This is a genomic window from Roseateles koreensis (assembly GCF_028595305.1).
GTDB classification, from domain to species: Bacteria; Pseudomonadota; Gammaproteobacteria; order Burkholderiales; family Burkholderiaceae_C; genus Paucibacter_A; species Paucibacter_A koreensis.
In genome coordinates this window covers 161,033-179,428 of sequence record NZ_JAQQXS010000011.1, presented here as the reverse complement: position 1 = coordinate 179,428, position 18,396 = coordinate 161,033, and the positions used below count along the sequence as shown (strand labels likewise).

General features: G+C 61.3%; 11 protein-coding genes and 1 pseudogene. 10 read left to right on the top strand and 2 right to left on the bottom strand.

Features of this window, described 5'->3' with window-relative positions; all coding sequences use genetic code 11:
- Both PRZ01_RS13645 and PRZ01_RS13640 read right to left on the bottom strand, forming a co-directional pair.
- Positions 1 to 5,290 (bottom strand): annotated as a pseudogene (locus PRZ01_RS13645) (hypothetical protein); the annotation flags it as partial.
- Positions 5,291 to 5,858: 568 nt separating this feature from the next.
- The gene (locus PRZ01_RS13640) at positions 5,859 to 6,509 is read right to left on the bottom strand and encodes a GntR family transcriptional regulator (protein ID WP_273597343.1); all 651 of its coding nucleotides are present in this window, start codon (positions 6,507 to 6,509) and stop codon (positions 5,859 to 5,861) included.
- A 100-nt stretch (positions 6,510 to 6,609) separates the two neighbouring features.
- On the opposite strand from PRZ01_RS13640, the gene scpA reads away from it, so the two are divergent.
- From scpA to leuD, 10 genes are all read left to right on the top strand, one after another.
- Complete coding sequence (gene scpA / locus PRZ01_RS13635) at positions 6,610 to 8,826, top strand: methylmalonyl-CoA mutase (RefSeq protein WP_273597342.1); 2,217 nt, start codon at positions 6,610 to 6,612, stop codon at positions 8,824 to 8,826.
- Between the two features lie 17 nt (positions 8,827 to 8,843).
- Positions 8,844 to 9,314, top strand: a complete 471-nt coding sequence (locus tag PRZ01_RS13630; RefSeq protein WP_273597341.1) for a GNAT family N-acetyltransferase — start codon at positions 8,844 to 8,846, stop codon at positions 9,312 to 9,314.
- 2 nt (positions 9,315 to 9,316) lie between these two features.
- Positions 9,317 to 10,351 (top strand): methylmalonyl Co-A mutase-associated GTPase MeaB, encoded by a 1,035-nt coding sequence (gene meaB, locus PRZ01_RS13625; RefSeq protein ID WP_273597351.1) that lies wholly within the window; start codon positions 9,317 to 9,319, stop codon positions 10,349 to 10,351.
- The gene (locus PRZ01_RS13620; RefSeq protein WP_273597340.1) at positions 10,344 to 11,885 is read left to right on the top strand and encodes an acyl-CoA carboxylase subunit beta; all 1,542 of its coding nucleotides are present in this window, start codon (positions 10,344 to 10,346) and stop codon (positions 11,883 to 11,885) included. The genes meaB and PRZ01_RS13620 overlap by 8 nt, the downstream gene beginning before the upstream one ends.
- Positions 11,886 to 11,908: 23 nt before the next feature.
- Positions 11,909 to 12,529, top strand: a complete 621-nt coding sequence (locus tag PRZ01_RS13615; RefSeq protein ID WP_273597339.1) for a hypothetical protein — start codon at positions 11,909 to 11,911, stop codon at positions 12,527 to 12,529.
- A 40-nt stretch (positions 12,530 to 12,569) separates the two neighbouring features.
- Positions 12,570 to 14,645, top strand: a complete 2,076-nt coding sequence (locus PRZ01_RS13610; RefSeq protein ID WP_273597338.1) for an acetyl-CoA carboxylase biotin carboxylase subunit — start codon at positions 12,570 to 12,572, stop codon at positions 14,643 to 14,645.
- A 119-nt stretch (positions 14,646 to 14,764) separates the two neighbouring features.
- A complete protein-coding gene (locus tag PRZ01_RS13605; protein WP_273597337.1) occupies positions 14,765 to 15,232 on the top strand; it encodes a VOC family protein in 468 nt (155 codons plus the stop codon).
- A gap of 112 nt (positions 15,233 to 15,344) precedes the next feature.
- Complete coding sequence (locus tag PRZ01_RS13600) at positions 15,345 to 16,304, top strand: LysR family transcriptional regulator (protein WP_273597336.1); 960 nt, start codon at positions 15,345 to 15,347, stop codon at positions 16,302 to 16,304.
- Positions 16,301 to 17,722: a 3-isopropylmalate dehydratase large subunit gene (leuC, locus tag PRZ01_RS13595; protein WP_273597335.1), complete on the top strand. Its 1,422-nt coding sequence runs from the start codon at positions 16,301 to 16,303 to the stop codon at positions 17,720 to 17,722. The genes PRZ01_RS13600 and leuC overlap by 4 nt, the downstream gene beginning before the upstream one ends.
- 17 nt (positions 17,723 to 17,739) lie before the next feature.
- A complete protein-coding gene (gene leuD / locus PRZ01_RS13590; protein ID WP_273597334.1) occupies positions 17,740 to 18,390 on the top strand; it encodes a 3-isopropylmalate dehydratase small subunit in 651 nt (216 codons plus the stop codon).
- Positions 18,391 to 18,396: the final 6 nt, after the last annotated feature.

Sequence of the window (18,396 nt, the reverse complement as noted above, 5' to 3'; positions counted from 1 at the left end):
CGGTGGTGAGCGCGGCAATCTGGTCGGTGGTCAGGGCGTCGAGGTTGGTGGTGCCCAGATTGTTCAGCTGCGTGGTGCTCAAGGCGCGGATCTGGGCGGAGGTCAGGGCGTCCAGATTGTCCGTGCTCAGATTGCTCAGCTCGGTCGTCGACAGGCCCGCGACTTGCGCGGTACTCAGCTGTTGCATCTGCGCGGTGGTGAGGCTGTTGATCTCGGCCGAACCCATGCCCACCAACTGTGCGGTGGAGAGGGCGCGGATCTGGCCGCTGGTGAGCGCATCCAGATTGGTCGAGCTCAGGTTGCTCAACTCCGCCGTGGACAGCCCGGCGATCTGAGTCGAACTCAGCGCCTGCATCTGGTCGGTGGTCAGGTTGTTCAACTCGGCAGAGCCCATGCCCACGAGTTGGGCAGTGGTCAGGGCACGGACTTGAGCTGTGGTGAGCGCGTCCAGATTGGTTGAGCTCAGATTGGCCAGCTCGTTGGTCGACAATGCGGCCACTTGCGTAGTGCTCAGGCCCTGGATCTGGTCGGTGGTGAGGTTGTTGAGCTCAGCCGAGCCCATGCCGATCAGCTGCGCTGTGGTCAGGGCGCGGATCTGGCCGGTGCTCAGGGCGTCCAGATTGGTGGAGCTCAGATTGGCCAGCTCATTGGTGGAGAGCGCGGCGACTTGTGTGGTGCTCAGCCCCTGGATTTGGTCGGTGGTGAGGTTGTTGATCTCGGCCGAGCCCATGCCCACGAGTTGGGCGCTGGTGAGGGCGCGCAGCTGGGTGGAACTCAGGGCGTCCAGATTGGTGGAGCTCAGATTTGACAATTCATTGGTGCTCAGTGCGGCCATCTGCGCGGTGGTCAGCGCAGCGATCTCGCCGGTGGTCAACGCGTTCAGATTGGTCGAACCCAGGCCCATGACTTGCGCCGTGGTCAAGGCGGCGATCTGGTCGGTGGTCAAGGCGTCAAGATTGGTGGTGCCCAGATTGTTCAGCTGCGTGGTGGTCAAGGCGCGGATTTGCGCCGAGGTCAGTGCGTCCAAGTTGTCCGTGCTCAGATTGCTCAGCTCTGCTGTGGACAGGCCCGCGACCTGTGCGGTGCTCAGCTGCTGCATCTGCGCGGTGGTGAGGCTGTTCAGCTCGGCCGAGCCCATGCCTACCAATTGGGCGGTACTCAAGGCGCGGATTTGACCGCTGGTGAGCGCATCCAGATTGGTCGAGCTCAGATTGCTCAACTCCGCCGTGGACAAGCCGGCGATCTGCGCGCTGCTCAGCGCCTGCATTTGGTCGGTGGTCAGGTTGTTCAGCTCGGCAGAGCCCATGTTCACCAATTGGGTGGTGGTCAGGGCACGGATCTGGGCCGTGGTGAGCGCGTCCAAATTGGTCGAGTTGAGGTTGGCCAACTCGTTGGTCGACAGGCCGGCAATCTGAGTCGAACTCAAGCCTTGGATTTGATCCGTGGTCAGGTTGTTCAGCTCAGCCGAACCCATGCCCACCAGTTGGGCCGTGGTCAGGGCACGAATCTGAGTGGTGCTCAGGGCGTCCAGATTGGTGGAGCTCAGATTGGCCAGCTCATTGGTAGAGAGCGCGGCGACTTGCGCGGTGCTCAAGCCCTGGATCTGGTCGGTGGTCAGGTTGTTCAACTCAGCTGAGCCCAGGCCGATCAATTGGGCGCTGGTCAGGGCACGCAACTGCGTGGTGCTCAGGGCGTCCAGATTGGTGGAGCTCAGGTTGCTCAGTTCGGTGGTGGTGAGTGCCCCAATCTGCGCAGTGGTCAGGGCAGCGATCTCGCCCGTGGTCAATGCGTTCAGGTTGGTCGAGCCCAGGCCGGCCACTTGGGCGGTGGTGAGCGCGGCAATCTGGTCGGTGGTCAGGGCGTCGAGGTTGGTGGTGCCCAGATTGTTCAGCTGCGTGGTGCTCAAGGCGCGGATCTGGGCGGAGGTCAGGGCGTCCAGATTGTCGGTGCTCAGATTGCTCAGCTCGGCCGTCGACAGGCCCGCGACTTGCGCGGTGCTCAGCTGCTGCATCTGCGCGGTGGTGAGGCTGTTCAGCTCGGCCGAACCCATGCCCACCAGTTGTGCGGTGGAGAGGGCGCGGATCTGGCCGCTGGTGAGCGCGTCCAGATTGGTCGAGCTCAGGTTGCTCAACTCCGCCGTGGACAAGCCGGCGATCTGAGTCGAACTCAGCGCCTGCATCTGGTCGGTGGTCAGGTTGTTCAATTCAGCCGAGCCCATGCCCACGAGTTGAGCGGTGGTCAGGGCACGAATTTGCGCCGTGGTGAGCGCGTCCAGATTGGTGGAGCTCAGATTGGCCAACTCATTGGTGGAGAGCGCGGCGACTTGCGCGGTGCTCAAGCCCTGGATCTGGTCGGTGGTGAGGTTGTTGAGCTCAGCCGAGCCCATGCCGATCAGCTGCGCTGTGGTCAGGGCGCGGATCTGACCAGTACTCAAAGCATCCAGATTGGTGGAGCTGAGGTTGGCCAACTCGTTGGTCGACAGCGCGGCGACTTGCGCGGTGCTCAGCCCTTGGATTTGGTCCGTGGTCAGGTTGTTGATTTCGGCGGAACCCATGCCCACGAGTTGGGCGCTGGTCAGTGCACGCAGTTGGGTGGAGCTCAGGGCGTCCAGATTGGTGGAGCTGAGGTTGTTCAGCTCATTGGTGGTCAATGCGGCCATCTGCGCAGTGGTCAGTGCGGCGATCTCGCCCGTGGTCAATGCGTTCAGGTTGGTCGAGCCCAGGCCGGCCACTTGGGCGGTGGTGAGTGCGGCCACCTGGTCGGTGGTCAGCGCGTCGAGGTTGGTCGTGCCCAGATTGTTCAGCTGCGTCGTGCTCAGGGCGCGGATCTGGGCCGAGGTCAGGGCGTCCAGATTGTCGGTGCTCAGATTGCTCAGCTCTGCTGTGGACAGGCCCGCGACCTGTGCGGTGCTCAGCTGCTGCATCTGTGCGGTGGTGAGGCTGTTCAGCTCGGCCGAACCCATGCCTACCAATTGGGCGGTACTCAAGGCGCGGATCTGGCCACTGGTGAGTGCGTCCAGATTGGTCGAGCTCAGGTTGCTCAACTCCGCCGTGGACAAGCCGGCGATCTGAGTCGAACTCAGCGCCTGCATCTGGTCGGTGGTCAGGTTGTTCAATTCAGCCGAACCCATGCCCACCAGTTGAGCGGTGGTCAGGGCACGAATTTGCGCCGTGGTGAGCGCATCCAGATTGGTGGAGCTCAGATTGGCCAGCTCGTTGGTGGAGAGCGCGGCGACTTGCGCGGTGCTCAAGCCCTGGATCTGGTCGGTGGTCAGGTTGTTCAACTCGGCCGAGCCCATGCCAATCAACTGCGCCGTGGTCAAGGCGCGGACCTGTGCGGTGCTCAGGGCGTCCAGATTGGTGGAGCTGAGGTTGGCCAACTCATTGGTGGAGAGTGCGGCGACCTGTGCGGTGCTCAATCCCTGGATCTGGTCGGTGGTCAGGTTGTTCAACTCAGCTGAGCCTAGACCGATCAGTTGCGCACTGGTCAGGGCACGCAACTGCGTGGTGCTCAGGGCGTCCAGATTGGTGGAGCTCAGATTTGACAATTCATTGGTGCTGAGTGATGCCACTTGCGCGGTGGTCAGGGCAGCGATCTCGCCAGTGGTCAACGCGTTCAGATTGGTCGAACCCAGGCCCATGACTTGCGCCGTGGTCAAGGCGGCCACCTGGTCGGTGGTCAGCGCGTCGAGGTTGGTGGTGCCCAGATTGTTCAGCTGCGTGGTGCTCAAGGCGCGGATTTGCGCGGAGGTCAGGGCATCCAGATTGTCGGTGCTCAGATTGCTCAGCTCGGCCGTCGATAGGCCCGCGACCTGTGCGGTGCTCAGCTGCTGCATCTGTGCGGTGGTGAGGCTGTTCAGCTCGGCCGAACCCATGCCCACCAGTTGTGCGGTGGAGAGGGCGCGGATTTGACCGCTGGTGAGTGCGTCCAGATTGGTCGAGCTCAGGTTGCTCAACTCCGCCGTGGACAAGCCGGCGATCTGCGCGCTGCTCAGCGCCTGCATTTGGTCGGTGGTGAGGTTGTTCAGTTCGGCAGAGCCCATGCCCACGAGCTGAGCCGTGGTCAGGGCGCGGATTTGTCCTGAGCTCAGCGCATCCAAATTGGTGGAGCTGAGGTTGGCCAACTCATTGGTGGAGAGCCCGGAAACCTGGGTCGAGCTCAGTGCCTGCACTTGATCCGTCGTCAAGTTATTGAGCTCCGCAGAGCCCATGCCGACGAGTTGGGCGGTGGTCAGGGCGCGGATTTGTCCTGAGCTCAGCGCATCCAAATTGGTGGAGCTGAGGTTGGCCAATTCGTTGGTGGTGAGCGCCGCAATTTGCTTGCTGCTCAACGCCACCATTTGATCGGTGGTGAAATTGTTCAGCTCGGCTGAACCCAGGCCTGCGATTTGCCCGGTCGTCAGCGCCTGAATTTGCAGCGACGACAACGCGTTGAGATTGGTGGAGCTGAGATTGGCCACCTCGGTGGTCGTCAGGGCAGCAATGTCGGCGGTACCCAGTGCCGCCATTTGTCCGGTCGTCAGGGCATTGAGGTTGGTGGAGCCGAGCGATGACACCTGCAGCGTCGTCAATGCGGCGATTTGGTCGGTGCTCAACGCGTCGAGATTGGTGGTACCGAGGTTGTTCAACTGCGCAGTTGTCAGTGCACGTACTTGTGCCGAGGTCAACGCTGTCAAGTTGCTGGTGCTCAGGTTGCTCAACTCGCCGCTTGAGAGCGAAGAGACCTGCGGGCTGGTGCTCAGTGCCTGGATTTGTGTGGTGGAGAGATTGTTGAGTTCCGCAGACCCCATGCCAATGAGTTGGGCGGTGGTCAGTGAGCGAATTTGAGCACTTGTCAACGCCTGCAAATTGTCGGAACTGATGTTGCTCAGCTCGTTCGTCGTCAAGGCGGCCACCTGGGTGCTGCTCAGCCCCTGGACTTGGTCGGTGGTCAAGTAGTTGACGGCGGTGGAGCCCAAATTGACCACCTGGGTGGTCGTCAATGCATGAATCTGGGCGGTGGTCAGCACTTCCAGGCTGCTGGAAGACAGCGCCGACAAGTCGCCACTCGTGAGTGCACGGATGGCCGTGGTCGACAGTGAGGGCAGGGCAAGTGTGGAGAAATTGCTGAATTGCGTGGAGGTGAGCGTTGCAAAGGGCAAGGTTCCCAGTGACGCGGCCTGAATCGAGGTCAGTGCCCCGATTTGGTCGGTCGTGAACGCGTTCCAGTCCGCAGAGGTTAGGCGCGACAGTGTGGCTGTACTCAGATCGGCGATCTGGGTTGTCGTCAAGCCGGTGATCAATGAGGCCATGTTGTGCTCACTCTAGAAAAGGGCCGTGCCGCAATGGGCGGCATGGCATGGGACTGGGAGTTGCGGAGCGTCCATTTCAAGGGGCGCTGGGTCGCAAACGCGTTCATTCATCTATACGTTCAATCAACTATTCCCCTTGGGCCGATCCGGGCAAATATCAAAGTGGTCTTTGACGTCTGCTTTGCGCCGTCAAGTCATGACGGCGCGCGAAAAGGACGGGGCTCTGAGCCGTTTTCGGGAAAAGTACGGTTAACTTGAGCGTCTTGTCTGTTTGTGCGAACGCATAAGCTCATCGGGCTGCGATGTCGTTGAAATAAGCGGTTAATTGACCGGGTATTTCTTCAGATCTGAGGTGTGATTTCAGGTGCTGTGACATTGCTGATTCCATCGAGCAAACGAACTCGTGCAAAGTTTTGTTTCCTGGAGGGAGTCTAGGTTTGGGGCTGACGCGCCCAAGACGGGAAAAGAGGCTGATTACGTGGACAAATTCATACCGAGCCGATCAGCGGGCGCTGAAAAGGTGAATCGGCACATAACTTGAATGCCGCATGCATTCGGGTGCTTGGCGTCAAACCTGGGTGGCCGCGCTCAGACCGTGCTCGAAGTGTTCGCGCATCAAACGCCGAGTTTCATCGGCATCACGTTTCATCAGGGCTTGCATCAGTGCCTCATGCTCAAGCAGGGAGTCGCTAAGCCGACCTTGCTTGAACAAAGAGTGATGGCGATTGAGCTTCATGACGCGTCGCAGGTCGGTCACGATTTGCTGGCGCCAGCGATTGCCTTCTATTTCTAGCAGCAAAAAGTGAAAGCGTTCATTGGCGGCAAAAAATGCCTCGCGCTGCTGCACTTTGCTGCACAACTCTGCGTGCAGGGCGCTTAATTCTTGCTGCTGATCATCTGTCGCGTGCAGCGCTACCTGCGCTGCTGCGTCGCTTTCAAGCAGGGCCAGCAATTGATAGGCCTCGCGGACATCGCGCTCGGACATTTCCGTGACGTAGGCGCCTCGGCGCACTTTCATGGTGACCAGGCCTTCAACGGCCAGCACCTTCAGCGCTTCTCGCATGGGCGTGCGGCTGATGCCCATATCGGCGCATAACTTCAGCTCGTCAATCCAACTGCCAGGCTCCAGCTCGCGAGCAAAGATTTGTTGGCGCAGGTGTTCCGCAACTTCCTGGTAGAGCGCTCGGGGCGCAAGTTTGCTGGATGCGGTGGCGGGCATAAGTGGGGCCGACGTCAGGGTGTTGTCAAATTTGAATTTATAATTATGAATCATATTTCAGCTAAGATCTGCGCACCAGGAGCAATAGATGAGCGAGTCCATGAGCGCGAACAACAATCCGCAACAGACCGTTGCAGGCAACGAGCCTGATACTTTGGCGAGGCCTGAATTTGCGGCCGCCACGCTCGCGCAATGGCACAAGGCTGCCGCCAAATCAGCCCCTGGCGGCAATGTCGAGGCATTGAACTGGCACACGCCTGAAGGCCTGATCGTCAAGCCCCTGTACACGGCGGTTGATACGGCCGCCTTGCCTCATGCAGACACGTTGCCCGGGTTTGAGCCCTTTTTGCGCGGCCCGCAAGCCACCATGTATGCGGTGCGCCCGTGGACGATTCGCCAGTACGCCGGATTTTCGACGGCGGAAGACAGTAATGCTTTCTACCGCAAAGCCTTGGCAGCGGGTGGGCAGGGCGTGTCGGTGGCCTTCGATCTGGCCACGCACCGGGGCTACGACAGCGACCATCCGCGTGTGACCGGCGACGTGGGCAAGGCGGGTGTGGCCATTGATTCCGTGGAGGACATGAAGATCTTGTTCAACGAGATTCCGTTGGACAAGGTCAGCGTCAGTATGACCATGAATGGCGCAGTGCTGCCCGTGTTGGCCGGCTATGTGGTGGCGGCGGAAGAGCAAGGCGTGACGCAAGACAAATTGAGCGGCACGATCCAGAACGACATCCTCAAGGAGTTCATGGTTCGCAACACCTATATCTACCCGCCCGAGCCGTCGATGAAGATCATCGGCGACATCATCGAGTACACGGCGCAGAACTGCCCCAAGTTCAACTCGATCTCGATCTCTGGCTATCACATGCAAGAAGCCGGCGCCAATCAGGCGCTGGAGTTGGCCTTCACGCTTGCCGATGGCAAGGAGTACGTGAAGACCGCCATCGCCAAGGGCTTGAATGTTGATGATTTCGCCCCGCGCCTGTCTTTCTTCTGGGCGGTGGGCATGAACTTCTATCTGGAGATTGCCAAGATGCGCGCCGCGCGGCTGCTGTGGTGCCGCATCATGAAGGGCTTCGACGCGAAGAACCCCAAGAGCCTGATGCTGCGCACCCACAGCCAGACCTCCGGTTGGTCGCTCACTGAGCAAGATCCGTACAACAACGTGGTCAGGACCACCATCGAGGCGATGGCCGCGGTGTTTGGCGGTACGCAAAGCTTGCACACCAACTCTCTGGATGAGGCGATTGCCCTGCCCACTGAGTTCAGCTCACGCATTGCCCGCAACACCCAGCTGATCATTCAAGAAGAGACCCACATCACCAGCGTGATCGATCCCTGGGCTGGCAGCTATTTGATGGAAACGCTGACCCAGGACATGGCCGACAAGGCCTGGGCCATCATCGAAGAGGTCGAGGGCATGGGCGGCATGGTCAAGGCCGTGGATAGCGGCTGGGCCAAGCTCAAGATTGAAGCCAGTGCGGCCGAAAAGCAGGCGCGCATTGACTCCGGCAAAGACGTGATTGTGGGCGTCAATAAATACAAGCTGACCAAGGAAGACCCGATCGAAATCCTGGACGTGGACAACGTCAAGGTGCGTGAAGGTCAGATCGCCCGCCTCCAGAAAATCCGCGCTACCCGAGACACGGAGGCGGTCAAGGCGGCACTGGCTGCACTGACCGAATCGGCCCGCACGGGCCAAGGCAATCTGTTGGATCTGGCCATTCAGGCGACGCGCTTGCGCGCCACGGTGGGTGAGATCAGCGACGCGTTGGAGGCCGAATTTGGCCGCCACCGGGCCGACACGCAAAAGGTCAGTGGCATCTATGCCGCGGCCTATGACTCGGCCGAAGGTTGGACCAAGCTGCAAGACGAGATCAAAGCTTTTGCTGATGTACAGGGCCGCCGCCCACGCGTGATGATCGCCAAGCTGGGCCAAGACGGCCACGACCGTGGCGCCAAAGTGGTGGCCACCGCTTACGCTGATCTGGGCTTTGATGTGGACATCGGCCCCTTGTTCCAGACCCCCGAGGAATGTGCCCGCCAAGCTATTGAGAACGATGTACATGCGGTGGGCGTTTCCACACTCGCCGCGGGCCACAAGACCCTGGTGCCGGCCATCCTCAAGGCCTTGCGGGATCAAGGCGCTGACGACATCATTGTTTTTGTCGGCGGGGTGATCCCGGCCCAGGACTATGATTTCTTGTACGAGTCGGGGGTGAAGGGCATTTATGGCCCTGGCACGCCCATCCCGGCCAGCGCGAAGGATGTGCTGGAGCAGATTCGCAAGGCTGTGGCAAGCGTGGCGGCTTGAGTCATCTGAACTTCCCCATGCAAGCATCTTTGTGGCGGCTGGAACCGGTGGCGGATGAGGACTTCGAGGCCATGCTGAGCCTGCGCATGGCGGCCTTGCGTGAAAGCCTGGAGCGCCTGGGCCGTTACGACCTTGCGCGCGGCCGGGCCCGCCTGCGCGAGGGCTTTGAGCCTGCATGGATGCGACATATCGTTTTAGGCGATGAACGCATTGGCTTCTTCACGCTGAAACCGCAGAGTGGCGCGTTGCATTTGAATCATCTATATCTGAAACCGGCCCGCCAAGGGCAGGGCTCAGGCGCCTGGGTGATGGCGCAGATCAAGGCGCAGGCCCGCGCTCAAGGGTTGGCGGTTACGCTCAGCGCGCTCAAGCTCAGCGATGCCAATCGGTTTTATTTGCGCCATGGCTTCAGGCAGGTGGCCGAGCATGAGTTCGATCTGGACTATCGCTGGCAGCCCGCGGGCGAACCCGTTCAGGCGGGCGCCTGATGATGGCCAGCAAAACCCTCAGTCCCATGGCGACTGCGCTGGCATCCCAAGATGGCGCTGTCCAGCGCCGCGGCATGGCCAAAGCCATCACCTTGCTGGAGTCCACCCGGGATGACCACCGTGCCCAGGCCGATGCGTTGTTGACCGAGATCCTGCCGCGTACCGGCCAGTCTTTGCGTTTGGGTATTTCCGGCGTGCCCGGCGTGGGCAAGAGCACCTTCATCGAGGCACTGGGCTTGTTCTTGATCCAGCACGGGCATCGGGTGGCGGTGCTGGCGGTGGACCCGTCCAGTAGCGTGTCGGGCGGCTCCATCTTGGGGGACAAAACCCGCATGGAGCAGCTCTCCATGCACAGCCAGGCCTACATCCGGCCTAGCCCGAGCAGCGGCAATTTGGGCGGCGTTGCCGAGAAAACCCGCGAGGCCATGCTGGTCTGTGAGGCAGCGGGTTATGACGTCGTCATTGTTGAAACCGTGGGTGTCGGCCAGAGCGAAACCGCCGTGGCCGGCATGACCGATATGTATGTACTGCTGCAACTGCCCAATGCCGGTGACGATCTGCAGGCCATCAAAAAGGGTGTGATGGAGTTGGCCGATCTGGTGGTTATCAACAAGGCCGACCTTGACGCCCATGCCGCCACGCGTGCGTTGGCCGACATCAGCGCCAACTTGCGCCTGCATGCGCACCATGGGGCGGGTGATCCGCATGACCAGGCGACCTACTGGCAGGCCCAGGTGATGCAACTCAGTGCCTTGAAGGGCGATGGGCTGGACCGATTCTGGGCGGCGGTGACGCGTTTTAAAACCTTGCAAACCGGCAACGGCCACTGGGCCGACAAGCGCCGCCATCAAGCCAGCGCCTGGATGTGGGAGCGCATCCAGGCCGGGCTGAAGCAACAGTTTGCCAACCATCCTGCGGTGCGGGAGGCCCTGGCGCCCACCACGGAACAAGTGTTGCAAGGCAGCTTGCCCGCCTCCACGGCGGCGCGGCGCCTGCTCTCTCTTTTTGCTCATTTTTCTGGAGACAAGAATGCATGACATCCAACAACGGCTCGAAGAAAAGCGTGCCCTGGCCCGGCTGGGTGGCGGCGAAAAACGCATTGCCGCGCAACACGCCAAGGGCAAGCTGACGGCGCGTGAGCGGCTGGAGTTGCTGTTCGACGAAGGCACCTTCGAAGAATGGGACATGTTTGTCGAGCACCGCTGCGTGGACTTCGGCATGGCCGACAGCAAGATTCCCGGCGACGGCGTGGTCACGGGCTACGGCATGATCAATGGCCGGCTGGCCTTCAGCTTCAGCCAAGATTTCACGGTGTTCGGCGGCGCGCTGAGCGAGTCGCATGCCGAGAAAATCTGCAAGGTGATGGACCAGGCGATGAAGGTGGGCGCCCCTGTTATCGGTTTGAACGATTCGGGCGGCGCGCGCATTCAAGAAGGCGTGGCTTCGCTGGGCGGCTATGCCGAGGTGTTTCAGCGCAATGTGATGGCCTCGGGCGTGATCCCGCAGATCAGCATGATCATGGGCCCGTGCGCGGGCGGGGCGGTGTATTCGCCGGCGATGACGGACTTCATCTTCATGGTGAAGGATTCGTCTTATATGTTCGTCACCGGCCCCGAGGTGGTGAAAACCGTCACCCATGAAGAAGTCACGGCCGAAGAGCTTGGCGGTGCCAGCACCCACACCAGCAAGAGCGGTGTGGCGGATCTGGCCTTCGACAACGACGTTGAAGCGATCTTGATGCTGCGACGCTTCTTCAACTACCTGCCGCTCAACAACCGCGAGAAGGCGCCTACGCGCCAGGGCTTCAACGGCGGCGACCCGGCCAGCCGTCTGGACCCTTCGCTGGACACGCTGGTGCCCGACAACCCCAACAAGCCCTACGACATGAAGGAGTTGTTGTTGAAGGTGGTGGACGACGGTGACTTCTTCGAGCTGCAGCCCGAGTACGCCAAGAACATCATCACGGGCTTTGCCCGCATGGAAGGGCAGACCGTGGGCATCGTTGCCAACCAGCCCCTGGTGTTGGCGGGTTGCCTGGACATCAAGAGCTCCATCAAGGCGGCGCGTTTTGTGCGCTTCTGCGATGCCTTTAACATCCCGGTGATCACCTTTGTGGACGTGCCCGGCTTCATGCCCGGCACGAGCCAGGAGTACGGCGGCATCATCAAACACGGCGCTAAATTGCTCTATGCCTATGCCGAGTGCACCGTGCCCAAGGTGACCGTGATCACCCGCAAGGCCTATGGCGGCGCTTATGACGTGATGAGCTCCAAGCATCTGCGGGGCGACGTGAACTTCGCTTGGCCTAACGCCGAGATTGCAGTGATGGGCGCCAAGGGGGCGGTGGAGATCATCTTCCGCGAAGACAAGGGAGACCCCGAGAAGCTTGCTGCCCGTGAGGCGGAATACAAGGCCCGCTTCGCCAACCCCTTTGTGGCGGGCGCACGTGGCTTCATTGACGACGTGATCCAGCCGCACGAAACGCGCAAGCGCATCTGCCGCAGCTTGGCCATGCTCAAAGACAAGAAGATCGAAAACCCCTGGCGCAAGCACGGCAACCTGCCGCTATGAGCCCACCCAATCAGTTCAACCTTATGTCGAAAAATCTTTGGTTTGTGGGCCTAAGCCTTTTGTGTGCAGGCCTGGCTTCGGCGCAAACATCCTTGCCCAGCCGCGCACGGCCCTGTGTGGCGGTTCATGCCTTGCCGGCAGAAGAGCGTCTGCTTTTGGTGGCGGCTGCAGGGGGGGAAGCCGAGGCGCAGCAGAGCTTGAGCAAAGTGGCCGTGGCGCAGGGCGTTGGGGCGAGTGATCTGACGGCGGTGTTGGACGAGGCGGCGCCTTTGGCCGCGCAAGGCGATTGGAGCGACAGCAAGGGTCAGGCGGTGGCCAGCAAGGGCTTTGATGCCTGCGCCCGGCGCATCTATGGCGAGGGTGTGGCGGAGCGCATTGCCGCTTGTGAATTTGACCTCTCCACACTGCCCGTGGTGCTGCTTTACCGCGTGGACGGGCAAAGCCGCGCCAGCGCCTGGAGCGATCTGCAGAAAGAGGGCGGCTTGAGTGACGGCAGTGAGCAAGCCCGCCGCGCGCCGGTGATGCTGGCCTTCGCCTACCAAGGTGCTGGCCCGGTGGTGGGCCAAAGCCGGGCCTGGATCGACCGCAAGGTGGCGGATTGGACCGAGCAATGCCTGGCGGGCCGCCTGGTGCTGCCGAAGTGACGAACAGACGAACAGACGAAGCAAATTCTGGAGACAGCGCATGTTTACGAAGATCCTGATTGCCAACCGGGGCGAGATTGCCTGCCGTGTCATCAAGACAGCGCAGAAGATGGGCATCAAGACGGTGGCGGTGTATTCCGAGGCCGACAAAGATGCCCGCCACGTGGAGTTGGCCGACGAGTCGGTGCTGCTTGGCCCCGCGCCCTCGCGCGAGTCTTACCTGGTGGCGGACAAAATCATTGCTGCGGCCAAGCAGACCGGCGCGCAGGCTATTCATCCGGGTTACGGTTTCTTGAGCGAGAACGAGGCCTTCGCCCGCCGAGTGGAGGAAGAGGGCTTGGTCTTCATCGGCCCCAAGCACCATTCGATCGCCGCCATGGGCGACAAGATCGCCTCCAAGAAACTGGCGGGTGCCGCTCAGGTCAACACCATTCCCGGCCACAACGAGCCCATCTTGTCCGCTGAAGAGGCGGTGGGCATCGCCCAGGGCATTGGCTATCCGGTGATGATCAAGGCCAGCGCAGGCGGCGGCGGCAAGGGCCTGCGGGTGGCCTTCAATGACAAAGAATGTTTTGAGGGCTTCACCAGCTGCCGCAACGAGGCGCGCAACAGCTTTGGCGACGATCGGGTCTTCATGGAGAAGTTCGTTGAGGAGCCGCGCCACATCGAGATTCAGGTGCTGGGCGACTCGCAAGGCCATGTGCTTTACCTGTGGGAGCGCGAGTGCTCCATCCAACGCCGGCATCAAAAAGTGATCGAAGAGGCGCCGTCGCCTTTCATCAGTGAGGCGACCCGCAAAGCCATGGGTGAGCAGGCGGTGGCCCTGGCCAAAGCGGTGAAGTACCAAAGCGCCGGCACCGTGGAGTTCGTGGTCGGCAAGGACCAGAGCTTTTACTTCCTGGAGATGAACACCCGGCTGCAGGTGGAGCACCCGGTGACGGAATGCATCACCGGCCTGGACCTGGTGGAGCAGATGATCCGTGTGGCCGCCGGCGAGCCGCTGGCCTTCCAGCAATCAGACTTGAAGCGCGAAGGCTGGGCGATGGAGTGCCGCATCAACGCGGAAGACCCGTTCCGCAACTTCTTGCCCTCCACGGGCCGCCTGGTGCGCTATCAACCACCCGCCGCCGCGTTGGAGCAGGGGCGAGAGACGCTGCAAGGCGAGGCTTATGCGGGCGGAAACTTCGGCGGCGTGCGGGTCGACACCGGCGTTTACGACGGCGGTGAAATTCCGATGTATTACGACTCCATGATCGCCAAGCTGATCGTGCATGGGCGTGACCGCAATGACGCCATCGCCAAGATGCGCGAGGCGCTCAACGGCTTCGTGATTCGAGGCATCTCCAGCAACATCCCCTTCCAGTCCGCCTTGCTGGCACACCCTGATTTTGTGTCCGGCAACTTCAATACCGGCTTCATTGCCCAGCACTATGCGCAAGGCTTCCGAGCTGAAGACGTGCCGCATGACGACCCCCTGTTCCTGATGGCCCTGGCCGCTTTCATCCGCCGCAAGACGCGTGAGCGCGCCGCCGGCATCAGCGGGCAAATGGTGGGCCATGAGGTGCAGCTGGACAGCGACTACGTGGCCGTGCTGCATCAAGGCAAGGGGGATGTGTTGAGCCACCCGGTGCATGTTTCCGAATCGCTGGGCCACGCGGGGCAGGCGTTGGTGCAGGTGGGTGGCAAGCGCTACGCCATTGAATGCCAGTCGCGCCTGAGCGATATCCGTCTTGTCGGCACCGTCAACGGCCAGCCCTTCTGCGCCCAAGCCGAGCGCGGCACGGCCAAGAATCCGCTGGCCTATCGCATCAGCCACAACGGCCTGTCGGTCAAAGTGACGGTGCTGTCGCCCCGCGCCGCAGAATTGATGGCCTTGATGCCTTACAAGGCGCCGCCTGATACCAGCAAATTCTTACTCTCGCCCATGCCAGGCTTGCTGGCCCATATCGCGGTGGTGCCCGGCCAAGTGGTGCAAGCGGGTGAGCGCCTGGCCGTGATCGAGGCGATGAAGATGGAGAACATCCTGCTGGCCACCCAAGACGTCAAGGTGGCCGAGGTACTGGCCAAGCCTGGCGAGAGCTTGTCGGTCGATCAGCCCATTTTGAGGTTTGAGTGAAGCCTTGCCAAACGCCGCCCGTTTGAATGCAGGTGACCGCATGGACTTGTCCAGGCATCTGCCTGCAGTCGATTGAGTCGGTTCACGCGGACATTTTCTTGCTTTGCAATCGAAATCTCATGAACTCAAGCAAACCCTACAAAATCCTCGGTATCCAGCAAATCGCTATTGGCGGCCCTGACAAGGTTGCCTTGCGCAAGCTTTGGGTGAACATGCTGGGCCTCACGGTGACCGGCAATTTCGTGTCCGAACGCGAGAACGTGGATGAAGACATCTGTGCCATTGGCCGCGGCCCGCACAAGATCGAGGTTGATCTGATGCAGCCGCTGGACCCCGATAAGAAGCCCGCTGTGCACACCACGCCGCTCAACCATGTGGGCTTGTGGGTTGACGATTTGCCCATGGCGGTTGAGTGGATGACGGCGAACGGCGTGCGCTTCGCCCCCGGCGGTATCCGTAAGGGGGCGGCGGGCTACGACATCTGCTTCATCCACCCCAAGAGCAATGCCGAGTTCCCGATTGCCGGGGAGGGCGTGTTGATCGAACTGGTGCAGGCGCCGGCAGAGGTGATTGCAGCACTGTCCTGAGACTCATCGCCGTCGTGGCCAGCGGTTTGAAGACCTGACTCTTCGTGGTTTGCGAACGATTTGTTGTTTTTTGACGCAGTAATTCGTTTGCGCGAAGGTTTAAGCTAGCAGCATGCGGCTGGACCTCACCACGTTGAATCTTGTTCTGGCGATTGAGCAGACCCGCTCGATCACCAAGGGGGCAGCGCGTGAGCATCTGGCCTTGGCGGCGGCGAGCAAGCGCGTTTCGGATCTAGAGGCCCGTTTGGGTGTTCAGTTATTTGAGCGGCGTGCGCGCGGCGTTGAGCCCACCGAGGCTTGCCGAGCGCTGGTGCGCCACATTCGCTCATTGCACGCTTCGCTGCATGCGCTTGAAAGCGAGGTGGTGGAGTTTGCTCGCGGTATCAAGGGCCATTTGCGCATTGCCGCCAACAGTGGCGCGATTGCTGAATGCCTGCCCGCCGATTTGGCTGCCTTTTTGCAGGCGCACCCGCAAATCCGCATCAGCTTGGAAGACATGACCAGCGCTGAAGCGCAGGCCGCCGTGGCCGACGGTCGGGCCGATGTGGGTATTTTCACCCCGCCCGTGCTGGACAACCGTGTGCAGCATTGGTCCTACCGCCCCGCGCGCCTGGCCGTACTGGTGCCCGAAGACCACCCCTTGGCCGACCGCAGCGCGGTGACGTTTTCTGACTTGCTGGACTACGACCTGATCGGCCTGCACGCCGGCGCCTCGGCCCAGGAGTTGATGCGCGAACAGGCTCTGGCCCGGGGCCGCACACTCAATGCGCGCCTGCAGGTGCGGGGCTTTGATGCCATCGCCCAGCTGGTGGAAGCGGGCTTGGGCGTGGCGGTGCTGCCGGAGGTGCCGGCCGAACGATTCTCCCGGGTGTTCAAGGTGCGCTTGTTGCAATTGAACGAACCCTGGGCTGCGCGCGACTACTGCCTGGGTGTTGCCCGGCAGGAGCGCCAGCCCGCAGTGTTGCAGCGCTTTGTCGAGTCGCTGTGCCCGCAATCCAAGGTGGATCAGACTGCGCCACCCCGCAGGGATCCCTCCGACAATCAAGACCTTCAGAACAGGAAGCCCGCATGACTGCCAGCCCATCCCCCCGCACCCTGTACGACAAGCTCTGGGACGAGCATGTCGTCCATACCGAAGAAGACGGCACGACCGTGCTCTACATCGACCGCCATCTTTTGCATGAAGTGACCAGCCCGCAGGCTTTTGAAGGACTGGATCTGGCCCAGCGCAAGGTCTGGCGTGTGTCCGCCAATCTGGCGGTCAGCGACCACAATGTGCCCACCACCGATCGCAGCGGCGGCATTGCCGACCCGATCTCCAAATTGCAGGTCGACACGCTCGACCAAAACTGCGACCGCTTTGGCCTCACGCAGTTCAAGATGAGCGACAAGCGCCAGGGCATCGTGCACGTGATCGGCCCGGAGCAGGGCGCCACCTTGCCGGGCATGACCGTTGTGTGCGGTGACAGCCATACCTCCACGCACGGCGCTTTTGGCGCCCTGGCCCATGGCATCGGCACCTCCGAGGTGGAGCACGTGCTGGCCACCCAGACCCTGCTGGCCAAGAAGGCAAAAAACCTGCTGGTCAAGGTTGATGGCGTGTTGCCCCAGGGCTGCGGCGCCAAGGACATTGTGCTGGCCATCATCGGCAAGATCGGCACCGCCGGCGGTACGGGTTACACCATCGAGTTTGGTGGTTCGGCCATCCGCGCGCTGAGCATGGAGGGGCGCATGACTGTCTGCAATATGGCCATCGAGGCCGGTGCGCGGGCTGGCTTGATCGCGGTGGACGACACCACCATCAACTACGTCAAGGGCCGCCCCTTCACGCCCACCGGCGTGGAGCTGGAGCAGGCCATTGCTTATTGGCAAGACTTGCATTCGGACGAAGGCGCGCATTTTGACGCTGTGGTGACGCTCAACGCGGCGGACATCCGCCCGCAGGTGACCTGGGGGACGTCGCCCGAGATGGTGCTGTCCATCAACGACAGGGTGCCTGATCCCGACAAAGAAAAAGACGCCGTCAAGCGTGGCGCCATTGAGCGCGCCCTGCAGTACATGGCGCTTCAGCCGAACAAGGCGATTGCAGATATCCACATTGACAAGGTGTTCATCGGCTCTTGCACCAACAGCCGCATTGAAGACATGCGTGAAGCGGCCGCCGTGGTGCGCCGCGTGGGCGGCAAGATCGCACCTAACGTCAAGCTCGCACTGGTTGTGCCGGGTTCCGGCTTGGTGAAGGCGCAGGCCGAGGCCGAGGGCTTGGACCAGGTCTTCAAGGCCGCAGGTTTTGAGTGGCGCGAGCCGGGCTGCTCCATGTGCCTGGCCATGAATGCCGACCGCCTGGAGCCCGGTGAACGCTGCGCCTCCACCAGCAACCGCAATTTTGAAGGACGTCAGGGCGCCGGTGGCCGTACCCATCTGGTGAGCCCGGCCATGGCGGCTGCAGCAGCTATGCGCGGCCACTTCGTCGACGTCAGCAAGCCCTGAACAGCGAGTCAAAGATCATGGAAAAATTTACCGTTCACAAAGGCCTGGTGGCCCCGATGGATCGCGACAACGTCGATACCGACGCGATCATCCCCAAGCAGTTCCTCAAATCGATCAAGCGTTCGGGCTTCGGCCCAAATCTGTTTGATGAGTGGCGTTATCTGGACGCCGGGGAGCCCGGCCAAGACCCGGCCAGCCGCAAGCCGAACCCCGACTTTGTGCTGAACCAGCCGCGTTACCAGGGCGCTTCCGTGCTGCTGGCGCGCAGCAACTTCGGTTGCGGCTCCAGCCGCGAGCATGCGCCTTGGGCGCTGGAGCAATACGGCTTTCGCGCCCTGATTGCACCGAGCTTTGCCGATATTTTCTTCAACAACTGTTTCAAGAATGGCGTGCTGCCCATCCAGCTGCCGGCCGCGCAGGTGGCGCAGTTGTTCGATGAAGTGGCGGCCTTTCCCGGCTATCAACTCACCGTTGACCTGCCGCGTCAGGTGGTGATCAAGGCCGACGGTACTGAATTGCCCTTCGAGGTGCAGGCCTTTCGCAAGTACTGCCTGCTGAATGGTTTTGACGACATTGGCTTGACCTTGCGCCACGCCGACAAGATTCATAACTACGAAGCTCAGCGCATCGCCGCCAAGCCCTGGCTGGCTCATCGGCTTGCTGGCTGAACACAC